Genomic DNA, 23,580 nt, shown 5'->3' with positions numbered 1-23,580 from the left:
GTGAGCGCTCACCGAGCGGTGATTGCGGGCGGAGCGGCCGATCTGCGAGGGTGGGCCCGTGGCCGAGCACGAACAGGAACCCGCCGACGGGGACGAGCAGCAGCAGCCCACCGCCTGGGTCAAGGAGCGCCAGGTGGGCGACGTCGCGGTGCTCAAGGCACTGGCCGACCCGCTGCGCCTCGCCATCCTCGGCGCGTTGAAGACCGCCGAGGACCGTCCGCTGACCGCCAAGGAGCTCGCCGCCGAGCTCGGCGAGCCGCAGACCAAGCTCTACCGGCACATCAAGCAGTTGGAGAAGGCCGGGCTGGTCCTGGTGGCGGGCACCCGGCTGGTCTCCGGCATCGTGGAGAGCCGCTACCGGGTCGCCCAGGACTCCATCCGGCTCGCCCCGGAGATGTTCACCGCCGACTCCCCGGCCCGCTCCGAGGCGTACGACGCCATGCTGGCCGCGATCGACCGGGTCCGCGGCGAGTTCCGCGCCCATGTGGCCGACGGGCGGCTGGATTTCAGCCGCCCGCAGGACGGTTCGGGCCCGTCGGCCGGACTGTTCGCGCACTTCACCCTCCGGCTCGACCCGGACCGGCTGGCCCGGCTCCGCGCCCAACTGGCCGACATCTTCGACGGCTTGTCCGAAGAAGGTCCGAGTACGGCCGACGACGCCGTGGACGTGACCCTCTTCACCCTGCTCTACGGTCTCCGCGCGGGCACGGAACGATAAATTCCGGGCCGACTGTCGGTGCGGTGGGACAGCATGTCGGGCATGTCGTATGAACTCCAAGCGCTGATCGGCATGTTGGAGCTGCTGACGGTGGCGGCGGCGGAGGTGCCGGCGGCCCGGGTGGTGCCGCTGGCCCAGGGGCTGGCGCTCATCCCGGTCACCCCCGCCGTGCTGTCCGCGCTCCAGGGCGACACCGCGGTGTCCAGGTCCGTCGGCGGGGCGGGATCCGGTGGGGCGGGATTCGGCGGGTACTCCGACGGGTTCGAACTCCGGCTCGCCGCCTGGTCCAAGGCCGGTCCGATCGTCCGCGTCGAGGCCGAGTACTTCGGTGGCGGCGGGACCCAGCGCGCCGTCGGCTGGTTCGACGGCCGGGTCGTCCTGGGCCCGCTCGCCAGTGGCGAGTTCGAGCCCGCGCCGGCCGAGGGCACCCCGATCTCGCGCGCCCTGCGGTGGCTCGGCGGGTCCGTCGAACCGGGGCGGGCGGACGAGTTCGACTCGGTCGGGCTGGGGGCGCACCGCAGCACCGCAGGATGGGCGCAGGGCTGAGCCGTCGTCCGGCGCGCCGCCGTTCGGCGTACCTGCGGTGGCCGGGCCCGGGCGGCGACCGCACGGTGTGAGTCAGGCGATCTCGCCTGACTCGCACTGAGAGGAAGCAGTACCCATGCGTTCCACCCGGATGGCCGCCACCCTGACCGCAGCCCTCGCGCTGACCATGGTCGCCACGGCGTCCGCCACCGCCGCCGGCCAGGCAGCCTCGGCCCCCCGCACCACCGTTTCCGCCCCCGTCGTCCCGACGGCCCCGACCGCGCCGGACACCCCCACCGCGCCGGACACTCCCACGGTGCCGACGGCGCCCACCGCGCCGGACACCCCGACCGCGCCGACGGCGCCCACCGCACCGGACACCCCGACCGCGCCGGACGCCCCGACCGTGCCGACGGTGCCCACCCTGCCGGACACCCCCTCCGTGCCCGGAGCCCCGGCGGTCCCGGCCCTGCCCGCCCTGCCGGCCCTGCCCGCCGTCCCGGCCGCGCCGGACCCGAGCGCGGCCCTCGGGGCGCTCGGCGACGTCGTCAAGCTGGTCACCGGCCTGCTCTCGACGGTGACCTCGGCCGTCCCCGACGTCGGAGGTGTCGTCCAGCAGCTCCTCGCCGCGTTGCAGGGCCTGCTCGGCCAACTCCCGAGCGTGCCGGCGCTGCCCACCGTCCCGGGCACCGCCGCGAGCCCGTCCCGGCAGCTCCCCGGTTCCGCACCCGCGGGCCTCCAGGAGCAGCTCGACGCGCTGCGCGCCCAGGCGCAGGCGCTGACCGCTGCCACCCGCTCCCACCCCGCCACCGACTGACCGTCATCGGTCGGTCGTGACCGGTCGGCCCCTGTCGGCCGCCGCGCGAGGCCCCGCTCCCCGGTCCGGGAGCGGGGCCTTGTCGTCGTCCCGACGTCTGCCAACAGATCTTCCTGTCGAAGCGTCAGATGAGAACAGATCTTCATGTCGACGCAGAAAATGGATCTAGCTTTTCCGTTTTCGACGGGCTACGGTCGTGCTCATGCCGGGCTTCGAACAGCCCGGCCGGGGTGGCGATTTCCGAGGTTCACGGGGGAACTTCCATGGCGTCCGGCCGTACGGTGGGTTACTTCGCGCTGCGCTCGATCGGCTGGCTGGTGGACAACCTCCTGGTCTTCGGGATCCCCCTGCTCTGCTACCGGGTGACCGGCGGGCTCACCTGGTCGGGTGTGGCCGTGGTGCTGACCTGGACGCCCCGGCTGCTCTCGCTGGCCGGTGCGGGCTACCTGGTGGACCGGCTGTCGATCCGCCAGATCTTCCTGGTCAGCGACGCGGGACGGCTCGCCCTGGCGGCCGTCTGCTGCCTGCTGATCCTGCTCCGGCCGAGCACCGCGGTGCCCGTGGTGCTGGTCTTCGGCATGCTGTCCGGCGCGTTCTTCGAGCAGACCTTCGTGGCCGGCGAGAAGGCCGGGCGGCTGCTCACCCCGCCGGAGCGGGCGGCCCGCACCCAGTCGGTGCTGACCGGCCTGGAACAGGCCGCCATCATCGCCGGGCCCGCGCTCGGCGGACTGCTGCTGCTCTTCCCGCCGGTGGTGTTCGTCGCCACCGCGGGAGCCGGCTACGCGGCCAGCCTGCTGCTCGCCCTCGCCCTGCCCGCCGGCAGGGCCGACCCGGACGCGGCGCCGTCCCCGCTGGCCGGCCTGCGCCGGACCGTACGGGATCCGGTGCTGCGCAGCGTGGTGCTGCTGACCATGGGGCTGAACTACCTGCTCAGCCTGCTGATCGGCAGTGCCCCGGCCCTGGTCGCCACCCGGTACGGCGTCTCGGAGAGCGCGCTCGGCTTCGTCTACTCGGCGGCCGGCGTCGCCTCGATCGCGGTGGTCGGCATCGCCCCCTGGCTGATCGGCCGGCTCGGACTGTGGCGCTACGGCATCGGCCTGGCCGTCGCCTCCGCGCTGGTCTGCCTGGGGCTGTCCGTGGCCCCGGACCTGGCGCTGTTCGGCGTCGCCCTCGGGGTGTTCCTGGCCCTGGACTCGCTGTTCAGCGTCTACCTGCGCACCACCAGGGCCGAGCGGGTGCCGACCGGGGAGTACGGCAGCGCGGTCGCCGCCTTCGGCCTGCTGCTGGTGGCGCCGATGCCGGTCGCCGGGGCGACCCTCGCCCTGGCCGGCTCCTCGGTCGACCCGGCCACCCTGCTGCGGGTGGCCGCGGTCGGGGCGCTGGTCCTGGCCCTCGCGCTGCTGCCCGGGCTGGCCCGGGCCGGCCGCCCGGCCCCCGCCGACCCCCACCACCCTCACGACCCCCACCACCACGACGCCGGAACGGCGACCGTGGCCCACGAACGGGAAGACATAGCACGATGACCAAGCATTCGGACCGGCGCATCCTCGTGATCGAAGCCCTCTCGGGGGGTGTGCTGCTGGTCGAGGCCGCCCTGGACCTGGGGATCGGCGTCGTGGTCGCCAGCGCGGACACCGAGGACCGGGTGATGCCCGCGCACCTGCGCGACCGCATCGACGCACTGGTGACCGTCGAGACCAACGACCTGCCCGCCCTGCTCGCCGCGGTCCGCGAACTGCACGAGCGCCTCCCGCTGTCCGCGGTCTTCCCCGGCTGCGACGTCTACGTCCCCAACGCCGCGCACCTCGCCGCCGAACTGGGCCTGACCGGCCTGGACGTGCGGACGGTGGAGCAGGTCCGGGACAAGACCCGGATGCGCGAGGCGGTCGAGGCCGCCGGGCTGCGCAGCCCGCGCTTCCTGGAGGTGAGCTCCGACCAGCACCTCGCGAAGGCCGCCGAGCTCACCGGCTTCCCCTGCGTGGTCAAGCCGGTGGACCAGTCCGGCAGCCTCCACGTGTCGGTGGTCCACGACCTGGACCAGCTGACCGACGCGTACCGCCGGCTCAGCACCGACGACTTCGTCGACCTCGGCCGCCCGATGATCGAGCGGGCCCTGGTCGAGGAGTACCTGGACGGGCCGGAGTACAGCGTCGAGGGCTACGTCCTCGACGGCACCACCACCGTCGTCGCGGTGACCGAGAAGCTCCTCGCGCCGGAGCCGTACTTCGCCGAGATCGGCCACCAGCTGCCCGCCGCCCTGTCGGCCGAGGCCTCGGCCGCGATCGAGGAGTACGTCCAGGGCGTCGTCCGGGCGGTCAACCTGAGCGTCGGGCCGTTCCACTGCGAACTGCGGCTCACCGCCCAGGGCCCGGCCCTGGTCGAGATCGGCGCCCGGATGGGCGGCGACCGGATCGCCGAACTGGCCCAGCTCGCCACCGGCGTCAGCCTGCCCAGGGTGTGGCTGGCCGGGCTGCTCGGCCTCGACCCGCAGGAGACCGGCGCCTTCGGCGAGCCGGTCGCGGCGGTCGCCGGCATCCACTTCTTCACCGCCCCCGGGGAGACCCGCTTCGACCGGGCCACCGGCCTGGACACCGCGGCCGCCCTGCCGGGCGTGCGCGAGGTCCGGCTCGACCTCGCCCCGGGCGACCCGATCCACCCGCACCTGGACGACTTCCGCTGCCGGCTCGGCCAGGCGGTCTTCACCGCCGACTCCCCGGCCGCCGCCACCGCGCTGCGCGGCGCGGTCGACGCCGCCGTCCGGATCAACCCCCAAGCGGAGGACGAACGGTGAGCGAGCTCCTCGACTACCTGGCGGTCGGCGCCGGCCCGGCCAACCTCAGCCTGGCCGCCCAGGCCGAAGCCCACCCGGGCACCACCGGACTGCACCTGGACCGCCGCGAACGGCCCGCCTGGCACCCGGGACTGCTGCTCCCCGACGCCACCCTGCAGAACTCGCCGTTCAAGGACCTGGTCACCCCGGTCGACCCGACCAGCCGGTTCTCCTTCCTGGCCTTCCTCGCCGCCAAGGGCCGGTTCTACCAGTTCCTGACCGCCCGCTTCCCGGCCGTCCACCGCGCGGAGTTCAACCAGTACCTCGGCTGGGTGGCCGACCAGCTCGGCGACACCGTCCGCTACGACCACGACGTGACGGAGGTCCGCTTCCACGGCGACCACTTCGAGACCGAGACCTCCCGGGGCACCTTCCGCTCCCGGCACCTCGTCCTCGGCGCGGGCCCGCAGCCGTACCTCCCGCCGGTGCTGGAGGGCGCCACCGGGCCGGCCGTGTTCCACTCCAGCGAGTTCGTCCAGCACGCCGAGGCACTGGCCGGCCGCCGGGTCGCCGTGGTCGGCGGCGGGCAGAGCGGCGCCGAGATCGTCCGCCACCTGCTGGTCGGCCAGGCCCGCCCGGAGCGGGTCACCTGGGTCAGCCGGCGGCCCGGCTTCCTGCCGCTGGACGAGTCGGCCTTCACCAACGACCTGTACCTGCCGGAGGCCGCCCAGGACTTCTTCGGACGGCCCAAGGAGCAGCGGGCCGCCCTGCTGGCCGAGCAGAAGTACGCCAGCGACGGCGTCAACGAGGGCCTGCTGGCCGAGCTGTACCGGATCGTCTACCTGACCAGCCACGTCGAGGGGCGCCCGGAGCTGATCCGGCTGCTGCCCGGGCACGAGGTCGCCGGGCTCGCCGAGCGGGCCGACGGGCTGCGCCTGGAGCTCAAGTCCGACGGGGCCGAGACCGCGGTGGACTGCGACGCGGTCGTGCTGGCGACCGGCTACGTCCAGCAACTGCCGCAGTGCCTGGGCGCCTTGACCGGGCGACTGCGGCTGGAGGACGGCCTCCCGGTCGTCCGGGAGGACTACTCGGTGGAGTGGGACGGGCCGGACGGCCACCGGATCTACCTGCAGAACGGCGCCCGGCACGCGTTCGGCATCACCGATCCCAACCTCGGCCTGCTCGCCTGGCGCAGCCGGGCGATCCTCGACAGCATCCGTACGAACGGGAGTTCCTGACGATGCATCAGTTGAACGAGACGGCCGGCCCGGACGCCGTGGCCGAGGGGCGGTCCGTCGAGGTCCGCTACCTCGCGCCCGACGTCGACGAGACCGGCACCTCCAGCCTGGAGGCCGACCTGGACGCGGCCGAGGTCCTCGCGGCCGTCGGCCGGCTGCCCGTCAACCTGGCGGTGTTCACCGTGCCCCCGCACTCGGCCACCATGGCCGACTGCCACGCCTCGCAGGAACTGTGGCTGGTCCAGCGCGGCCACGGGGTGATCACCTGCGGCGGCCGCGAGCACCCGGCCCGCCCGGGCGGGCTGTACGCGCTCCCGGGCGGCGAGGAGCACCGGCTGCACACCGCCGACGAGGAGATGACGGTGCTCTCGATCTGGTGGCGGGAGGCCGGCGCGTGAGCGGGCACGGGACGTACGACCTCGCGGTGATCGGCACCGGCATCGTCGGCGCCACCGCCGTCGGCCTGGCCGCGCTGCGCCATCCGGACGCCTCGGTGGTCGCGGTCTGCGCGGGCGCCGTGCACGACGGCTCGACCGTGCGCTCGCTCGCGGTGGACATCCCGGCCGGGCGGACCGGGGAGCAGCGGGCCCTGGCCCGGCGCAGCCTCGAACTCCGGGCCGAACTGGCCGCGCTCGCACCGGCGTTGAACGCCGAGGTGCGGCGCGCGTACTGGGTGGTGCCGGCCGGTGGCGCGGCCGGGGTCGACGGCCAGCTGGTCGGCGACGCGCTGGCGCCCTGCCGGTCCGAGCAGGAGGCGCAGCTGCGGGCCGTGTTCGGCGGACCGGTCGGCGGGGCGGGCACCGAGCTGCGGCGCTCCGCCGAGGCGACGTTCTCCGAACCCGCCGAGGCCGTCGAGCAGTTGCTCCGGCCCCTCACCTCCGGGGGCCCCGCCGACGGATCGCCCGTCGCCGGATCCCTCACTGCCCGACCCCTCACTGCCGGACCCCTCACTGCCGGACCCCTCACTGCCGGATCCCGGGTCGACGGCCCGCGGCGGGACCTGGTCGAGGGCTTCGCGGTGCGCGCCGTCGAGCCCTGTGCGGACGGCTACCGGCTGATCGCCGAGGACGGCGGCGAGCTGACCGCCCGCCGGGTGCTGGCCGCCCCCGGCGCCGCCGCCCTGGCCGGCCCGTTCGCCGCGACGGCGAAGCGGCTCGGCGCCCGGACCAAGAAGGTGGTCGCCTACCGGCTGCGCGGCGGAGAGCCCGGCGGACACCGCCCGCTGCTGGTGCTGGACGAGCCGGACGCCTTCCTGCTGCCCGTCGGCGAGGGCCGGGACTGGTACTACAGCATCACCAGCACCGACTGGGACTGCCCGCCCGAGCGCACCCGGCTGGCGCCGAACCCCGCCGACCGGGCCCTGGCCGAGGCCGTCCTCGCCGAGCAACTCCCGTGCTTCCGGCCCGAGTTCATCGGCTGCCGGACCGGTGCCGACCTCTACCTCCCGGACTTCGCCCCGCTGATCACCCCGCTGGACGGCCTCGACGGCGTCGTCCTGGCGACCGGTGGCGCGGGCTCCGGCTTCCGGCTCGCCCCGGCCATGGCCGAGGGCGCACTCGCCCTGCTGGGCCTCGACTGACCTCCCGACAGCCCGTGAGGACCACGATGCGCACCAACGCCACCCCCCGCCACTACCTGCTCGTCCCCCCGGAGCCCACGCCCAACGGGCACCTGCACCTGGGCCACATCGCCGGCCCCTTCCTGCGGGTGGACGCGCTCGCCCGCTTCCTGCGGATGCGCGGCGACCGTCCGGCGATCATGACCGGCACCGACGCCTACGAGCCCTGGGTCGCCATGAAGGCCCGGGTCGACGGCGTCGACCCGGGCGAGGTCGTCGCCCACTACCACGAGGTCATGCAGGCCGACCTCGCCGCGCTGCGGATCGGCATGGACGAGTTCGTCAACCCCGCCGAGGAGCCCTGGCACGGCCTGTTCCAGCGCGAGATCGACGGGAGCGTCGCCCGGCTGGACGCCCGCGGCGCGGTGAGCACGCTGATCGAGAAGGTCCCGTACGAGCCGACCGCCGGCCGCTTCGTGGTCGGCCCGTTGCTGCTCGGCCGCTGCCCGGACTGCGGCACCGAGGTGGCCAGCTACTTCTGCGAGGGCTGCGGCGCGCACTTCCGTCCGGAGGAGGTGGTCGAGCCGCGCCCGCGGCTGGCCACGGACGCCGACTGGCAGTGGCGGCAGATCGCCACCCGCTTCCTGCGCACCGCCGGACTGGCCGAACTGGAGCCCGAGTTCGACCGCCTGGACCTCGCCGAGCGGTACCGCTCGACCGTCCGGGCGCTGCTCGGCCGGGGCGGCGCCACCATCCGGCTGAGCGTCCCCGAGACCTGGGGGATGACGCTGGCCGGCGGCGAGGACGGCGTCCCGTCCAGCCTGTTCTCGTACACCGGCGGCTTCATGTTCGCCCGGCTGCTCGGCGAGATCCACCGGCAGCGGATCGGGGCCGAGGTCAACTCCTTCTCGCCCGACTCCGACGTGGTCACCGTGACCAGCCTCGGCTGCGACAACGTGGTGTCCGCGCTGGTCTGCATCAACGCCGTCGCCCTGGTGCACGGGGACACCCGGCCGTACGACCGGGTGCTGATCAACGAGTTCTACCAGCTGGCCGGGGAGAAGTTCTCCACCAGCCGCCGGCACGCGATCACCGCCTCGGGCGTCGCGAAGGTCCGCGGGCTGACCCCGGACGCCGTCCGCTACCACCTCGCCCTGGTCAACCCGGAGACCTCGCAGACCAGCTTCGAGCCCAAGGAGTTCCTGGACGCCGTCAACCACCGGCTGGCCGGCGTCCTGGAGGACCGGATCGCCGCCGCCTGGGAGCGGCTGCCGGCCGAGCCGGCGGCGCTCCCCGCGCCGGTGCTGGCCGCGCTCGACGCGCACCTGGACCGGCTGGAGCGGGCCCTGGACGGCCCGACCGTGCGGATGGCCGAGGCCGGCGCGGTGCTGGACTCCTGGATCGACCGGATCGACGCCCTCCCCGACGCCGACCGCACCCCCGACCAGGGCTACTGGTGGCTCAAGGGGCTGGCCCTGCTGGGCTTCCCGATCATGCCGGACTTCGCCGCCGACCTCTGGCGGCGGCTCGGCGGCACCGGCGACCCGGGCTTCGCCGCCTTCCCGGAGCGCCCGGCCCCGGCCACCGTCGCGCACCGGCGGTGGTTCACCCCGGTCACCGCGGCCGACTTCGCCGCCTGCCTGCCGGAAACCCTGAGCTGATCCCCACCACCCCTTCGGAGCCCCCGCGTGCCTGAACACCCGCACTACCTGGTCGTCAACCGCTACGACGACGAGGACGCCGAGTACCGGCGGTACTGCGCCGGCCACCCCTGCGACCTCTCGGTCGTCACCACGCCCGACGGCGTGGCCGCGCTCGGCCCGATCGAGCCCGGGCGCGTGGTCACCGTGCCCGACCTGGAGTTCGCCACCGTCCTGGCGGCCGCACGGGAACTGCGGGAGCGGCACGGCGCCTTCGACGGCGTGGTCGGCCTGTCGGAGTACGACGTGCTGACGGCCGCCCGGGTGCGCGAGGCGGTCGGCGCCCCCGGCCCCTCGGCCGACCTGGTGCGGGCGTTCAAGGACAAGGTGGTGATGAAGGAGCGGGTGGCCGCGGCCGGACTGGCGGTGCCGCGGTTCGCCGCGCTGGCGGGCGGCGCGTCCGCCGCCGAGCTGGAGCGCGCGGTCGGCTTCCCGATGGTCCTCAAGCCGCGGGCCCGGGCCGGTTCGGCCGGCGTCCGGATCGTCCACGACTCCGCCGCCCTGACGGCGGCGCTCGCGGAGACCGACGCCGAGGAGTACGAGTGCGAGGAGTACGTCTCCTCGGAGATCTACCACGTCGACGGGGTGCTCGCGGCGGGCCGCGAGCACTTCGTCAGCGTCTCCGGCTACGTCAACACCCCGCTGGAGTTCACCGAGGGCCGCCCGCTCGGCTCGGTGTTCCTGGACCCGGGCGCGCTGCGGGACGAGCTCGCCGCCTTCGCGCTCGCCTGCGTCCGGGCGCTCGGCCTGGAGACCGGCTGCTTCCACCTGGAGGTGATCCGCCGGCCGAGCGGCGAACCGGTCTTCCTGGAGGTCGGCATGCGCCCGGGCGGCGCCGAGGTGCCCTTCGTCCACCGGGAGGTGCACGGCATCGACCTGATGGCGGAGACCTTCCGCACGGTGCTCGGCCTCCCGCTGGAGTCGGCCGGCCGCGGCTTCGAGCACGCCAGCGCCGGCTGGGTCGTCATGCCCGAGCCCGCGGTCCGGCCCGCCCGGGTGCTGGACCGCACCCCGATGACGGGCGTGGTGCCGCAGGTGTACGCCGAGGTGCTGCCCGAGCCCGGCGCCGTGTACGACGGCACCGGCGGCTACTTCCACGTCCCCGGCCGCTTCCGGCTGACCGGACCGGACGAGCGGAGCGTACGGGCCGCGGCCCGCCGGATCATGGCCGAGTACCGGCTCGACGTCGAACCGGTCCGACCGTGACCGCCCTGACCCCCGTGACCGCCCTGACCCCAGTGAGCCCCGTGGCCCCCGTGACCCCCGACCCCGTGCCAGTGGAGGAACAGCACCCGATGACCCCGCAGCGACGACACGACCCCGAGCTCCGCGCCTTCGCCAGCGACAACTACGCCGGCGTCCACCCCGAGGTGCTGGCGGCGATCGCCGTCGCCAACGGCGGCCACCAGGTCAGCTACGGCGAGGACGTCTACACCGAGCACCTCCAGGAGGTGTTCCGCGGCCACTTCGGCCCGTCCGCCGAGGTGTTCCCGGTGTTCAACGGCACCGGCGCCAACGTGGTCGCGCTGCAGGCCATGATGGACCGCCGGGACGCCCTGGTCTGCGCCGAGAGCGCGCACGTCAACGTGGACGAGGGCGGTGCGCCGGAGGTGATGGCCGGCCTCAAGCTGCACACCGTCCCGGCCTGGGACGGCAAGCTCACCCCCGAGCTGATCGACCGCCAGGCCTACGGCTTCGACAACGAGCACCGGGCCCGCCCCGCCGTCGTCTCGATCGCCCAGTCCACCGAGGTCGGCACCTGCTACACGCCCGAGGAGATCCGGGCGATCTGCGACCACGCGCACGGCCTGGGCATGAAGGTCTACCTCGACGGCGCCCGACTGGCCAACGCCGCCGCCACCCTGGGCGTCCCGATGCGGGCCTTCACCACCGACGCCGGCGTGGACGCCTTCTCGCTCGGCGGCACCAAGAACGGCCTGCTGCTCGGCGAGGCGATCGTGGTGCTGAACCGGGAGGCCGTCCAGGGCATGCGCTACCTGCGCAAGACCTCGATGCAGCTGGCCTCCAAGATGCGCTTCGTCTCCGTCCAGTTCGAGGCCCTCCTGGGCACCGACCTCTGGCTGCGCAGCGCCTCCCACGCCAACGCGATGACCCAGCGGCTGTTCACGGCCGTCCGGGACCTGCCCGGCATCCGGATCGACCGCCCGGTGCAGGCCAACCAGATCTTCGCCGTGCTGCCGCCGGCCGCCACCGAGGCCCTGCAGAAGCGCTTCCGCTTCTACACCTGGGACGTGCAGAGCGGCGAGGTCCGCTGGATGACCTCCTTCGACACCACCGAGGCCGACGTCGACGCCTTCGCCGCCGCGATCGCCGAGGAACTCGCCGCGGTGCTCTGACCGGCCTGCCGCGCCGACGCGAACGGCCCCGCCCCCGAAATCCGGGAGCGGGGCCGTGCCGTCCTGCCGTCCAGCCGTCCGCCCGCGCGCGGGGTGCGGGCCGGCCGGGGTCGACTAGCGGTAGTTCACGTACTGGACCGCGAAGTCCAGGTCCTTGCCCTTGAGCAGGGCCTGGACGGCCTGGAGGTCGTCGCGGCTCTTGGAGCTGACGCGCAGCTCGTCGCCCTGGACCTGGGCCTTGACGCCCTTCGGGCCCTCGTCCCGGATGATCTTCGCGACCTTCTTGGCATCCTCCGTGGTGATGCCTTCCTTGATGTCCGCGAAGATCTTGTACTCCTTGCCGGACAGCTGCGGCTCACCGGCGTCCAGCGCCTTCAACGACAGGCCGCGCTTGACGAACTTCGTCTGCAGCACGTCCAGGATGGCGCGCACGCGCTCCTCGCCGTTGGCCTTCATCTCGATCTTCTCGCCGGAGCGGCTGATCTCGCCGCCCACGCCCTTGAAGTCGAAGCGGGTGGCGATCTCACGGGAGGTCTGGTTGATCGCGTTGTCGACCTCCTGCCACTCGACCTTCGAGACGATGTCGAAACTGGAGTCGGCCATGGGTGTTGGTCTCCTTGATGCTCTGGCTTCACTGACACGGCCCGCCCCACCGGGCGCCCGCCGCCCAAGCCTATCCAGCGTCACCCCGGCCCCGCCCGTGACCGCCGCGCGGCGGTCCTCGATCGTCGGGTGATCTACCGAGTGGCGTAGCACCCCCCCGGATCAGGTATGGTTTACCACGTCGAACGGGGCCGAGAAGCCCCGCGAGACACCATCCTGGCTGGTTGCCCGAGCGGCCAAAGGGAGCAGACTGTAAATCTGTCGCGCAAGCTACGCAGGTTCGAACCCTGCACCAGCCACAGGATAGAGAAACGGCCCCCGATCTGCGGAAACGCGGATCGGGGGCCGTTTTCGTGCGGTCCGGGCGGGATCGAACGGCGGGGGCGTCCGGGTGGGGTCGTCGGGGACTTGTTGCACATAGCTTGCAATTACGTTTTGTGGGCAGCAGAGTGGGGGGTCGGGGGTGGGAGTCCTTCGACCGAGCTGATCGTCTTCCCAACCGGCGCCCGCCGGGACCACGGCTCACCCCACCCCCGCCAAGCCCCCCTTCCGCCGTACGGCGGTGGCGTCAAGGCCCCGTCAAGGGCGCTGGTGACGGCGTCAGGAACGCGTAGGGGACGGGCGCGCCCCGGGCGCGCGAACCGCAGGATTCGGAGCAACTACCGACTGCGGAGGTCCGTCCGATGTCCAGCGCCATCTCCACCCCGGCCGTCACGGCCGACGAACCGCCGGACACCGGGGCGGGCGACGAGCGGCACCGGCTCAGCGCGCTCGGCGGCCTGGCGGCGCTGTCGCTGGACGCGATGGCCTCGGTGGCCTACGGCCCGGAGTCGATCGTGCTGGTGCTGGCCGCGGCCGGCGCGTACGGGCTGGGCTTCACGGTGCCGGTCACGGTGGCGATCGCCGTCCTGCTCGCGGTGCTGGTCGCCTCCTACCGGCAGGTGATCGCGGCCTTCCCGGACGGCGGCGGCTCGTACGCCGTCGCCAAGGCCCACCTGGGGCGCCGGACGGCGCTGACCGCGGCCGCCTCGCTGGTCATCGACTACATCCTGAACGTCGCGGTCTCGGTGACCGCCGGAGTGGCGGCGCTGACCTCCGCGATCCCCGGCCTGTACGACGACCGGGTCTGGCTCTGCCTGGGCGTGCTCGCCCTGGTGACCGCCGTCAACCTGCGCGGCATCGCCGAGTCGGCGCGCTGGTTCCTGGTGCCGACCGCCGTCTTCGTGCTCTCCATCCTGGCGATCATCGTGGTCGGCCTGTTCCGGGACGCCCCGGCCAGCACGGCGGCCGCCGCCGGCCACGCCTCGGTGCTCGCCGAGAACGCCACCGCGGTCGGCGCGCTGCTGCTGCTCAAGGCCTTCGCGGCCGGCTGTTCGGCGTTGACCGGCGTCGAGGCGGTGGCCAACGCCGTCCCCTCCTTCCGGACCCCGCGGGTGAAGCGGGCCCAGCACACCGAGGTCGCGCTCGGCGCCCTGCTCGGCGTGATGCTGATCGGCCTGGCCGTGCTGATCGGCCGCTTCCACCTCCAGCCGGTCGACGGCGTCACCGTGCTCGCCCAGCTCGCGGACGCCTCGCTCGGCCACGGCGCCGGCTTCTTCGTCGTCCAGTTCGCCACCGTGGTGCTGCTCGGCCTCGCCGCCAACACCTCCTTCGGCGGCCTGCCGGTGCTGATGGACCTGCTCGCCCGGGACAACCACCTCCCGCACGTCTTCGCGCTGCGCGCCGACCGCCAGGTGTACCGGTACGGCGTGCTGTTCCTGGCCGCGGTGTCGGCCGCGCTGCTGGTCGGCTCCGGCGGCGACGTCAACGACCTGGTGCCGCTGTTCTCGATCGGCGTGTTCGTCGGCTTCACCATCTGCCAGGTCGGCATGGTCCGGCACTGGTACCTGAACCGCCCGGCCGGCTGGCGGTGGAAGGCCGCGCTGAACGGCTTCGGCGCGGTGCTGACCGGTGTCGCGACCCTCGTGGTGACCGGCACCAAGTTCACCGAGGGCGCCTGGGGCATCGTGGTGGCCCTGCCCCTGCTGGTGGTGCTGTTCGAGGCGATCCACCGCAGCTACCGGCGGATCGGCGAGCGGCTGGAACTCGGCCGGGTGCCGGGCGCGGTGACCCGTCAGCGCAGCCTGGTGGTGGTCCCGGTGACGGCCATCACCCGGCTCACCCGGGACGGACTGTCGGCGGCGCTCTCGCTGGGCGACGAGGTGTTCGCGGTGACCGTGGTGCACGACCCGGCGGACGCCGAGGCGCTGCGCCGGGACTGGGAGCTGTGGCAGCCCGGCGTGCCCCTGCTGGAGATCGCGGAGGACCACCGGCGGCTCGGCCAGCCGATCGCCGACTTCGTCAACCAGCTGGGCGAGGAGCACGCGTACGACCGGCTCACCGTGCTGATCCCCGAGGTCGAGCCCGCCCACTGGTGGCAGCGCGCGCTGCAGAACCGGCGCGGCGCCGTGATCGACCGCGCCCTGCGCCGGCACACCGACGCGGTGGTCTGCCGCCTGCGGATGCGGATGTGACCGCGGGGGCGGTAGGGGACTGACGGGTGAACCCATGGGCCCCGGTACGGCTGCGGCCGTACCGGGGCCCGTGCGTGCCGGGGCCCCGGCAGGCTCACGACGGTCTCGGCCCGATCACGTCGGTCTCGGCCCGGTGAAGCGGACGTCAAGGTCGCGTCAACGCACTGCGTTCACCCGTATGGAGGGCGTCAGGGAGCCCTAACGCGCCTTAGACGGCTGATTTGCTTCCTCTGCCGGTCGTCCGCCGGTGCCGCACGGAAGCCATTCGGCCCGGTCGCGGCATCTCCCGAACCACGCTGGTGGAGCCCATGTCCGATCTCATCTACGTCGGTGTCACGGTCGCCGTGTTCGCCGTCATCGCCCTGATCGCGCGGGGGGTGGAGAAGCTGTGAGCGCGGAGAACATCGCAGGTCTGGTCGTGGCCGTCGCTCTCGTCGGCTACCTCGTCGTGGCGCTGATCTTCCCGGAGAAGTTCTGACATGGGATCCACTCTCGCGGGCTGGCTGCAGGCCCTCGCCCTCGTCGGCGCGCTGGCCCTGTGCTACCGCCCCCTCGGCGACTACATCGCCAAGGTCCTCACCACCTCCAAGCACCTCAGAGTCGAGCGCGGCATCTACAAGGTGATCGGCGTCGACGGTGACGCCGATCAGCGCTGGTCGGTGTACCTGCGCTCGGTGATCGCCTTCTCGGCCGTCTCGGTGCTCTTCCTCTACGGCCTGATCCGGCTCCAGGGCTACCTGCTGCTGAACCTGGGCGTTCCGCAGATGGAGGGCCACCAGGCCTGGAACACCGCCATCTCCTTCGTCGCCAACACCAACTGGCAGTCCTACGCCGGTGAGTCCGCGATGGGCCACCTGGCGCAGATGGCGGGCCTGGCGGTGCAGAACTTCGTCTCCGCGGCCGTCGGCATCGCCGTCGTCGCCGCGCTGATCCGGGGCTTCACCCGGAACCGGACCGACCGGGTCGGCAACTTCTGGGTGGACCTCACCCGGATCAACCTGCGCCTGCTGCTGCCGATCTCGATCGTCTTCGCCCTGGTCCTGGCCGCCACCGGCGTGATCCAGAACTTCCACGGCTTCACCGACGTGACCACCCTCAGCGGCGAGGTGCAGAAGATCCCGGGCGGCCCGGTGGCCTCCCAGGAGGTCATCAAGCTCCTCGGCACCAACGGCGGCGGCTTCTTCAACGCCAACTCGGCGCACCCGTTCGAGAACCCGACCGGCTTCTCCAACCTGGTCGAGATCTTCCTGATCCTGCTGATCCCGTTCGCCCTGCCGCGGACCTTCGGCCGGATGGTGGGGGACAACCGCCAGGGCTACGCGATCCTCGCCGTGATGGGCATCTTCTGGGTCGCCTCGACCGCCCTGCTGACCTGGTCCGAGGCTTCGCACCACGGCACCGCCCTGCAGGCCGCGGGCGCGGCGATGGAGGGCAAGGAGCAGCGCTTCGGCATCGCCGCCAGCACGATCTTCGCCGCCTCCACCACGCTGACCTCGACCGGTGCGGTGAACTCCTTCCACGACTCGTTCACCCCGTTCGGCGGCGGTCTGACGGTCTTCAACATGATGCTGGGCGAGATCGCGCCCGGCGGTGTGGGCTCCGGCCTGTACGGCATGCTGATCCTGGCGGTCGTCGCGGTGTTCGTCGCCGGCCTGATGGTCGGCCGCACCCCCGAGTACCTGGGCAAGAAGCTCGGCGGCCGGGAGATGAAGTTCGCCTCGCTGTACATCCTCACCACCCCGACCCTCGTGCTGGTCGGCACCGGTGTGGCGATGGCCCTGCCGGGCGAGCGGGCCGGAATGCTCAACTCCGGTGCCCACGGCTTCTCCGAGGTGCTGTACGCCTTCACCTCGGCCGCCAACAACAACGGCTCGGCCTTCGGCGGCATCACCGTCAACACCGACTGGTACGACACCGCGCTCGGCCTGGCGATGATCTTCGGCCGACTGCTGCCGATCGTCTTCGTCCTGGCGCTGGCGGGCTCGCTCGCCCAGCAGCAGCCGGTTCCGGCCACTCCGGGCACCCTGCCCACCCACAAGCCGCTGTTCGTGGGCCTGCTGTCGGGTGTGATCCTGATCGTCGTCGGCCTCACCTACTTCCCGGCCCTGGCCCTCGGGCCGCTCGCGGAAGGTCTCTCCTGATGTCCACCCCTACGCTCAACCCCGCACCGGCCGACGACAAGGCCGAGCCCGCCGCGCCGCACAGAGTGCAGAGCGGCCTCCTCGACCCGAAGCTGATCCTCGCGTCCCTGCCGGACGCGGTGAAGAAGCTCGACCCCCGGGTGATGGTCAAGAACCCGGTGATGTTCGTGGTCGAGGTGGGCTCGGTGGTCACCACCGTCTCCGCGATCGCCAGCCCGTCGGTGTTCGCCTGGGCGATCACCGTCTGGCTCTGGCTCACCACGATCTTCGCCAACCTGGCGGAGGCCGTCGCGGAGGGCCGCGGCAAGGCCCAGGCCGACACCCTGCGCAAGACCAAGACCGAGAGCGTCGCCCGCCGGCTCACCGACTGGCCCGCCACCCAGGCCGAGGAGGAGGTGCCCGGCACCGCGCTCCAGCTCGGTGACCACGTGGTGGTCGAGGCCGGGCAGGTCATCCCCGGCGACGGCGACGTGGTCGAGGGCGTCGCGTCCGTCGACGAGTCGGCGATCACCGGTGAGTCCGCGCCGGTCATCCGCGAGTCCGGCGGCGACCGCTCCGCGGTGACCGGCGGCACCAAGGTGCTGTCCGACCGGATCGTGGTCAAGATCGCCTCGGAGCCCGGCAAGTCCTTCATCGACCGGATGATCGCCCTGGTCGAGGGCGCCGCCCGGCAGAAGACGCCGAACGAGATCGCGCTCAACATCCTGCTGGCCTCGCTGACCATCGTCTTCCTGGTCGCGGTCGTCACCCTCCAGCCGATGGCGACCTACGCGGGCGCCCCGCAGTCGATGATCGTCCTGGTCGCCCTGATCGTGGCGCTCATCCCGACCACCATCGGCGCGCTGCTCTCCGCGATCGGCATCGCGGGCATGGACCGCCTGGTCCAGCGCAACGTGCTGGCGATGTCCGGCCGCGCCGTCGAGGCCGCCGGCGACGTCAACACCCTGCTGCTCGACAAGACCGGCACCATCACCCTGGGCAACCGCCAGGCCGCCGAGTTCCTGCCCGCCCCGGGCGTGTCCACGGACGAACTGGCCGGTGCCGCCCAGCTCTCCTCGCTCGCGGACGAGACCCCCGAGGGCCGCTCGATCGTGGTCCTGGCCAAGACCGAGTACGGCCTGCGGGCCCGCGCCCAGGGCGAGTTGACGCACGCCACCTGGGTCCCGTTCACCGCCCAGACCCGGATGTCGGGCGTGGACCTGGACGAGGCCGACGGCGTCCACCAGGTCCGCAAGGGCGCGGCCGGCTCGGTCTCCAACTGGGTCACCGAGAACGGCGGTTCGGTCGGCGACGAGGTCGCCACCCTGGTCGACGGCATCTCCGCCGCCGGTGGCACCCCGCTGGTGGTGGCCGCCAAGGTCGGCAGCCGTCCCGCCCGCGTCCTGGGGGTCATCCACCTCAAGGACGTGGTCAAGGAGGGCATGCGGGAGCGCTTCGACGAGCTCCGCCGGATGGGCATCAAGACCATCATGATCACGGGCGACAACCCGCTGACCGCCAAGGCGATCGCGGAGGAGGCCGGCGTGGACGACTTCCTCGCCGAGGCCACGCCCGAGGACAAGATGGCCCTGATCAAGAAGGAGCAGGAGGGCGGCAAGCTGGTCGCGATGACCGGCGACGGCACCAACGACGCCCCCGCGCTCGCCCAGGCCGACGTCGGCGTCGCGATGAACACCGGGACCATGGCGGCCAAGGAGGCCGGCAACATGGTCGACCTGGACTCCAACCCGACCAAGCTGATCGAGATCGTGGAGATCGGCAAGCAGCTGCTGATCACCCGCGGTGCGCTGACCACCTTCTCGATCGCCAACGACGTGGCCAAGTACTTCGCGATCATCCCCGCGATGTTCGCCGGGGTCTACCCGGGCCTGAGCCACCTCAACATCATGGGCCTGCACAGCCCGCAGTCCGCGATCACCTCGGCGATCATCTTCAACGCCCTGGTCATCATCGGCCTGATCCCGCTCGCCCTGCGCGGCGTGAAGTACCGCCCGTCCGACGCCAGTTCGCTGCTGCGCCGCAACATCGGGGTCTACGGCTTCGGCGGTCTGGTGGTGCCGTTCGTCGGCATCAAGCTGATCGACCTGATCGTCCAGTTCATCCCCGGCCTCAGCTGACGCAGGGAAGGAGAAAACACCATGTCCAAGCCCCTGCCGACCACCATCCGTACGCACTGGACCGCGCTGCGCGCGCTGCTCGTGCTCACGGTGATCCTGGGAGTCGCCTACCCGCTGCTGGTCACCGGGATCAGCCAGGTCGCGTTCAGCGACAAGGCCAACGGCTCGATCGTGAAGTCCGACGGCAAGCAGGTCGGTTCCAGCCTCCTCGGCCAGAACTACAACCTGCCCAAGAAGAACCCGGACGACCCGAAGGAGGACCCGGTGCCGGACCCGAAGTGGTTCCAGCCCCGGCCCTCCGCCAACAACTACGCCGGTGACAACTCCGGTGCCAGCAACCTCGGTCCGAACAGCGACGACCTGCTCAAGGCCGTCAACGACCGCCGCGCCGCCGTCGCCGCGTTCGACGGCGTCGACCCGGCGAGCGTCCCGGCCGACGCGCTGACCGCCTCCGGCTCCGGCCTCGACCCGCACATCTCGGTGGTCTACGCCAAGGAGCAGGTGAACCGGGTCGCCAAGGAGCGCAAGCTGCCGGTGGAGACGGTCGCCGGGCTGGTCGACAAGTACACCGAGAGCCGCTCGCTCGGCTTCCTCGGCAACGAGGGCGTCAACGTCGTCCTGCTCAACCGGGCGATCAGCGAAGCGAAGTGACCGAGCGGACCCGACCGAGCGGACATGACCGCGCAGAAGTGACCGAGCAGAAGTGATCGGACAGTGACACCGCACGACATACCAGGATGACCGGGCCGACCCGGGCGCGGGAGGATGCTCCCCGCGCCCGGGTCGGCCGCGCCGTACCCGCAGACGCGCACCGTCCCCCGCCGCCACCTCCTGATGGAAAGAAGCAGTGCCCATGGCCCGCGACCTCACCCCCGGCTCCGGCATCCGCACCGGTCGGTTGAGGGTGTACCTCGGCTCCGCCCCGGGGGTCGGCAAGACCTACCGGATGCTGGACGAGGCCCGGCGCAGACAGGAGCGCGGGGCCGACGTCGTGATCGGGTACATCGAGTGCCACGGCCGCCGCCACACCGAGGCCATGACCGACGGCCTGGAGGTGCTGCCGCGCGCCCACCGCTCCTACCGCGACGCCGAGTTCGAGGAGATGGACCTCGACGGGGTGCTCGCCCGCCGCCCGTCCGTCGTGCTGGTCGACGAACTGGCCCACACCAACATCCCCGGCGGCCGCCACGCCAAGCGCTGGCAGGACGTCGAGGAACTGCTCGCCGCCGGGATCGACGTCATCACCACCGTCAACATCCAGCACCTGGAATCGCTGAACGACGTCGTCCAGAAGATCACCGGGATCCCGCAGCGCGAGACCGTCCCGGACGAGGTGGTCCGCCGGGCCGACCAGCTCGAACTCGTCGACATGGCGCCCCAGGCGCTGCGCCGGCGGATGGCCCATGGCAACGTCTACAAGGCGGAGAAGGTGGACGCCGCGCTCTCCAACTACTTCCGGGTCGGCAACCTCACCGCCCTGCGCGAGCTCGCCCTGCTCTGGGTGGCCGGCCGGGTGGACGAGGGGCTGCGCGACTACCGGGCCAGCCACAAGATCGACCGGGTCTGGGAGACCCGCGAGCGGGTGGTGGTCGCCCTCACCGGCGGCCCGGAGGGCGAGACCCTGGTCAGACGGGCCGCCCGGATCGCCGCCGCCGCGGGCGGCGAGCTGCTGGCCGTGCACGTGTCCCGCAGCGACGGCCTGGCCGGCGCCTCCTCCGGCGCGCTCGCCCAGCAGCGGCAACTGGTCGAGAGCCTCGGCGGCAGCTACCACGTGGTGGTCGGCGACGACGTCCCCACCGCGCTGCTGGCCTTCGCCCGCGCCCACGACGCCACCCAGCTGGTGCTCGGCACCAGCCGCCGCGGCCGGATCAACCGCTTCCTCACCGGCCCGGGCACCGGGCAGACGACCGTGGACGCCTCCGAGGACATCGACGTCCACATGGTCACCCACGAGTTCACCGGCCGCGGCCGGCTGCCCGCGCTGGGCCGGCGCCACTCCCGGCGCCGCACCGTCGTCGGCTACCTGGCCGGCCTGGTGATCCCCTGGCTGCTCACCGTCCTGCTCTCCCAGGCGCACGACACCATCAACCTCACCACCGACGCGCTGATCTTCCAGCTCGGCGTGGTCATCGTCGCCCTGCTCGGCGGCGCGATGTCCGCCCTGCTGGCCGCGTTCATCGCCTCGGTGCTGCTGAACTACTACTTCATCCCGCCGGTCCACAGCCTGACCATCGGCGAGACCAACAACATCGTCGCCCTGGTGGTCTTCGCCGCCATCGCGCTCGCCGTCTCCACCGTGGTCGACCACGCCGGCCGGCTCACCACCCGGGCCGCCCGGGCCACCGCCGAGGCCGAGACCCTCTCCACCCTGGCCGGCAGCGTGCTGCGCGGCGCCGACGCGCTGCCCGCCCTGCTGGAGAAGTCCCGGACGGCCTTCGGCATGCAGACCGTCGTCCTGCTCTCCCGCTCCGACGGCGAGGTGCTCGCCCACAGCGAGGCCGAGCACCCGGACGAGGACGAGGCGCAGCACGAGACCACCGAGGTCCCGGTCGGCGTCGACGCCGTGCTGATCCTCACCGGCCGCCGGCTGCCCGCCGCCGACCAGCGGGTGCTCACCGCCTTCGCCGCCCACGTCGGCGCCGCGCTGGAGCGCGACCGGCTGGCCGTGGTCGCCGCCGAGGTCGAGCCGATCAAGGCCGCCGACCGGATGCGCACCGCACTGCTCGCCGCCGTCAGCCACGACCTGCGCACCCCGCTGGCCGCCGCCCGCGCCTCGGTCGGCTCGCTGCTCAGCCCGGACGTCGAGTTCTCGCCCGAGGACCAGACCGAACTCCTCGAAACCGCCGACGAATCGCTGGTCAAGCTCACCCGGCTGGTCGACAACCTGCTCGACATGAGCCGCCTCCAGGCCGGCGCGCTCACCCTGCACCTCACCGAGACCCACCTGGACGAGGTCCTGCCCCGGGCGCTCGACAGCCTCCCCGACCCGTACGCGCCGGTCCAGCCGCTCGACCTGGACACCGCCCCGGCGGTGCTCGCCGACCCCCCGCTGCTGGAGCGGGTGCTCGCCAACGTGATCACCAACGCGCTGCGCTACAACGCCCCCGGCGCGCCCGTCCTGGTCACCGCCAGCCACCACGCCGACCAGGTCGAGATCCGGGTGATCGACCGCGGCCCCGGCATCGCCCCCGAGGACCGCGACCGGGTCTTCCTGCCCTTCCAGCGCCTCGGCGACACCGACAACACCACCGGGGTCGGCCTGGGCCTGGCCCTCTCCCGGGGCCTCGCCGAGGCCATGGGCGGCAGCCTGGAGGTGGAGGACACCCCCGGCGGCGGCACCACCATGCTGCTCACCCTGCCGGCCGTCACCGAGCCCGCTGCCGAGCCCGCCGTCACCGAGCCCGCCGCCGAACCGGCCGCCGAGGCCGCCGCCACCGAGCCCGCCGCCACCGAGCACCGTGCCACCGGGGAGGAGCCACCGCACCATGAGTGAGCACACCATCGAGAACTGCGAGATCCTCGTCGTCGACGACGAACCGGCCCTGCTGCGCACCCTGCGGATCAACCTCAGCGCCCGGCAGTACGCCGTCCGCACGGCCGCCAGCGGCAGCGAGGCACTCGACCGGGCCGCGCACTCCGCCCCGGACGCCGTCCTGCTCGACCTCGGCCTGCCCGACCTCGACGGCATGGACGTGCTGCGCGGACTGCGCACCCACAGCGCGGCGCCGATCATCGTGCTCTCCGGCCGCTCCGACGCCGCCGACAAGATCGGCGCGCTGGACGCGGGCGCCGACGACTACCTCACCAAGCCGTTCCTGATGGACGAACTGCTGGCCCGGTTGAGGGCGGTGCTGCGCCGGCCGCTGAGCCCGGCGCCGCCGGGCCGGCCGGTGATCGGCGACCACACCGTCGACCTCGCGGCCACCACGGTGGTCGGGCCGGGCGGACCGGTGCGGCTCACCCCGACCGAGTGGCGGATCCTCAGCCTGCTGCTCGCCAACCCCGGCCGGCTGGTGCCCGGGCGGCAGATCCTGCGCGAGGTGTGGGGGCCGGCCCAGGAGGCGCGCGGCAACTACCTGCGGGTGTACCTGGCCGGGCTGCGGCGGAAGTTGGAGCGCGACCCGGCCCGGCCGCGGCACCTGATCACCGAGCCGGGGATCGGCTACCGGTACGTGCCGTAGCCGCCGGTCCGTGCCGTAGTCGCCGGCCGGCGCCGTGGGGCCGGGCCCGAACGGGGCGGCGTCAACGAGCCGTCAAGAGCCGGCCGGTGGGCGACAGGGGAGCGTCAAGGCCGGTCGGGGGCGGTGGTCCGTGGTCGTAGTGTCGGTGCCGGAACGAGCGGTTCCTGCTCCTTGTGGGGGAGGCCGGGACCGCTCCAGCCGCCGGCCAAGGGCGGCCAGCAGTGGGGGAGGGGGGGGGGGCGCGGGGGGGGGCGCCCCGGGGGGTTACCCCCCCCCCCGCCCGCCCCCCTGCCGGGCCCCCCGCCGGCCGGGGGGGCGCCCCCCCCCCCGGGGGGCGGGCAA

General features: G+C 73.0%; 19 protein-coding genes and 1 tRNA gene. 19 read left to right on the top strand and 1 reads right to left on the bottom strand.

Going from position 1 to position 23,580, the window contains the following annotated elements:
* Positions 1-58 precede the first annotated feature (58 nt).
* The 11 genes from ACFXOZ_RS00375 to ACFXOZ_RS00325 all read left to right on the top strand — a co-directional run bounded on the left by ACFXOZ_RS00375 (position 59) and on the right by ACFXOZ_RS00325 (position 11,683).
* Positions 59-718 (top strand): ArsR/SmtB family transcription factor, encoded by a 660-nt coding sequence (locus ACFXOZ_RS00375; protein ID WP_380529205.1) that lies wholly within the window; start codon positions 59-61, stop codon positions 716-718.
* A gap of 42 nt (positions 719-760) precedes the next feature.
* Entirely contained in the window at positions 761-1,264 is a 504-nt protein-coding gene (locus ACFXOZ_RS00370; RefSeq protein WP_380586149.1) for a hypothetical protein, read from the top strand.
* 115 nt (positions 1,265-1,379) lie between these two features.
* The gene (locus ACFXOZ_RS00365; protein WP_380586147.1) at positions 1,380-2,060 is read left to right on the top strand and encodes a hypothetical protein; all 681 of its coding nucleotides are present in this window, start codon (positions 1,380-1,382) and stop codon (positions 2,058-2,060) included.
* Between the two features lie 263 nt (positions 2,061-2,323).
* Positions 2,324-3,583 (top strand): MFS transporter, encoded by a 1,260-nt coding sequence (locus tag ACFXOZ_RS00360; protein WP_380586144.1) that lies wholly within the window; start codon positions 2,324-2,326, stop codon positions 3,581-3,583.
* Positions 3,580-4,851: an ATP-grasp domain-containing protein gene (locus ACFXOZ_RS00355; protein ID WP_375881940.1), complete on the top strand. Its 1,272-nt coding sequence runs from the start codon at positions 3,580-3,582 to the stop codon at positions 4,849-4,851. The genes ACFXOZ_RS00360 and ACFXOZ_RS00355 overlap by 4 nt, the downstream gene beginning before the upstream one ends.
* Positions 4,848-6,068: a lysine N(6)-hydroxylase/L-ornithine N(5)-oxygenase family protein gene (locus ACFXOZ_RS00350; protein WP_380586141.1), complete on the top strand. Its 1,221-nt coding sequence runs from the start codon at positions 4,848-4,850 to the stop codon at positions 6,066-6,068. The genes ACFXOZ_RS00355 and ACFXOZ_RS00350 overlap by 4 nt, the downstream gene beginning before the upstream one ends.
* A gap of 2 nt (positions 6,069-6,070) precedes the next feature.
* Positions 6,071-6,466 carry a cupin domain-containing protein gene (locus ACFXOZ_RS00345; RefSeq protein ID WP_380586138.1) on the top strand — a complete coding sequence of 132 codons (396 nt, stop codon included), beginning with the start codon at positions 6,071-6,073 and terminating at the stop codon, positions 6,464-6,466.
* The gene (locus ACFXOZ_RS00340) at positions 6,463-7,647 is read left to right on the top strand and encodes an FAD-dependent oxidoreductase (protein WP_380586135.1); all 1,185 of its coding nucleotides are present in this window, start codon (positions 6,463-6,465) and stop codon (positions 7,645-7,647) included. Before ACFXOZ_RS00345 ends, ACFXOZ_RS00340 begins: the two co-directional genes overlap by 4 nt.
* 26 nt (positions 7,648-7,673) lie before the next feature.
* A complete protein-coding gene (locus ACFXOZ_RS00335) occupies positions 7,674-9,287 on the top strand; it encodes a class I tRNA ligase family protein (RefSeq protein WP_375881948.1) in 1,614 nt (537 codons plus the stop codon).
* A gap of 27 nt (positions 9,288-9,314) precedes the next feature.
* A complete protein-coding gene (locus ACFXOZ_RS00330) occupies positions 9,315-10,532 on the top strand; it encodes an acetyl-CoA carboxylase biotin carboxylase subunit family protein (RefSeq protein WP_380398982.1) in 1,218 nt (405 codons plus the stop codon).
* An 89-nt stretch (positions 10,533-10,621) separates the two neighbouring features.
* Positions 10,622-11,683, top strand: a complete 1,062-nt coding sequence (locus ACFXOZ_RS00325) for a threonine aldolase family protein (protein WP_380586130.1) — start codon at positions 10,622-10,624, stop codon at positions 11,681-11,683.
* A gap of 114 nt (positions 11,684-11,797) precedes the next feature.
* On the opposite strand, the gene ACFXOZ_RS00320 is transcribed toward ACFXOZ_RS00325, so the two are convergent.
* A complete protein-coding gene (locus ACFXOZ_RS00320) occupies positions 11,798-12,286 on the bottom strand; it encodes a YajQ family cyclic di-GMP-binding protein (protein ID WP_375881954.1) in 489 nt (162 codons plus the stop codon).
* A gap of 218 nt (positions 12,287-12,504) precedes the next feature.
* On the opposite strand from ACFXOZ_RS00320, the gene ACFXOZ_RS00315 reads away from it, so the two are divergent.
* From ACFXOZ_RS00315 to ACFXOZ_RS00280, 8 genes are all read left to right on the top strand, one after another.
* Positions 12,505-12,585, top strand: a tRNA-Tyr gene (locus tag ACFXOZ_RS00315).
* Between the two features lie 384 nt (positions 12,586-12,969).
* Complete coding sequence (locus tag ACFXOZ_RS00310) at positions 12,970-14,799, top strand: APC family permease (RefSeq protein WP_380521317.1); 1,830 nt, start codon at positions 12,970-12,972, stop codon at positions 14,797-14,799.
* A 388-nt stretch (positions 14,800-15,187) separates the two neighbouring features.
* Complete coding sequence (gene kdpF, locus ACFXOZ_RS00305) at positions 15,188-15,277, top strand: K(+)-transporting ATPase subunit F (RefSeq protein ID WP_045693083.1); 90 nt, start codon at positions 15,188-15,190, stop codon at positions 15,275-15,277.
* 1 nt (position 15,278) lies between these two features.
* Entirely contained in the window at positions 15,279-16,940 is a 1,662-nt protein-coding gene (gene kdpA / locus ACFXOZ_RS00300) for a potassium-transporting ATPase subunit KdpA (protein WP_375881959.1), read from the top strand.
* Positions 16,940-19,057 carry a potassium-transporting ATPase subunit KdpB gene (gene kdpB / locus ACFXOZ_RS00295; RefSeq protein ID WP_380521313.1) on the top strand — a complete coding sequence of 706 codons (2,118 nt, stop codon included), beginning with the start codon at positions 16,940-16,942 and terminating at the stop codon, positions 19,055-19,057. Before kdpA ends, kdpB begins: the two co-directional genes overlap by 1 nt.
* A gap of 21 nt (positions 19,058-19,078) precedes the next feature.
* Positions 19,079-19,708, top strand: coding sequence for a K(+)-transporting ATPase subunit C (gene kdpC, locus ACFXOZ_RS00290; RefSeq protein ID WP_375881963.1), 630 nt, complete (start codon positions 19,079-19,081; stop codon positions 19,706-19,708).
* 202 nt (positions 19,709-19,910) lie between these two features.
* Positions 19,911-22,550: an ATP-binding protein gene (locus ACFXOZ_RS00285; RefSeq protein ID WP_380586127.1), complete on the top strand. Its 2,640-nt coding sequence runs from the start codon at positions 19,911-19,913 to the stop codon at positions 22,548-22,550.
* Entirely contained in the window at positions 22,543-23,238 is a 696-nt protein-coding gene (locus tag ACFXOZ_RS00280; RefSeq protein ID WP_375881967.1) for a response regulator, read from the top strand. Before ACFXOZ_RS00285 ends, ACFXOZ_RS00280 begins: the two co-directional genes overlap by 8 nt.
* The last annotated feature ends 342 nt before the right edge of the window (positions 23,239-23,580 follow it).

It is taken from the genome of Kitasatospora sp. NPDC059160 (genome assembly GCF_042755465.1).
Taxonomy (GTDB): domain Bacteria; phylum Actinomycetota; class Actinomycetes; order Streptomycetales; family Streptomycetaceae; genus Kitasatospora.
This window is presented reverse-complemented; position numbering and strand designations above follow the sequence as displayed.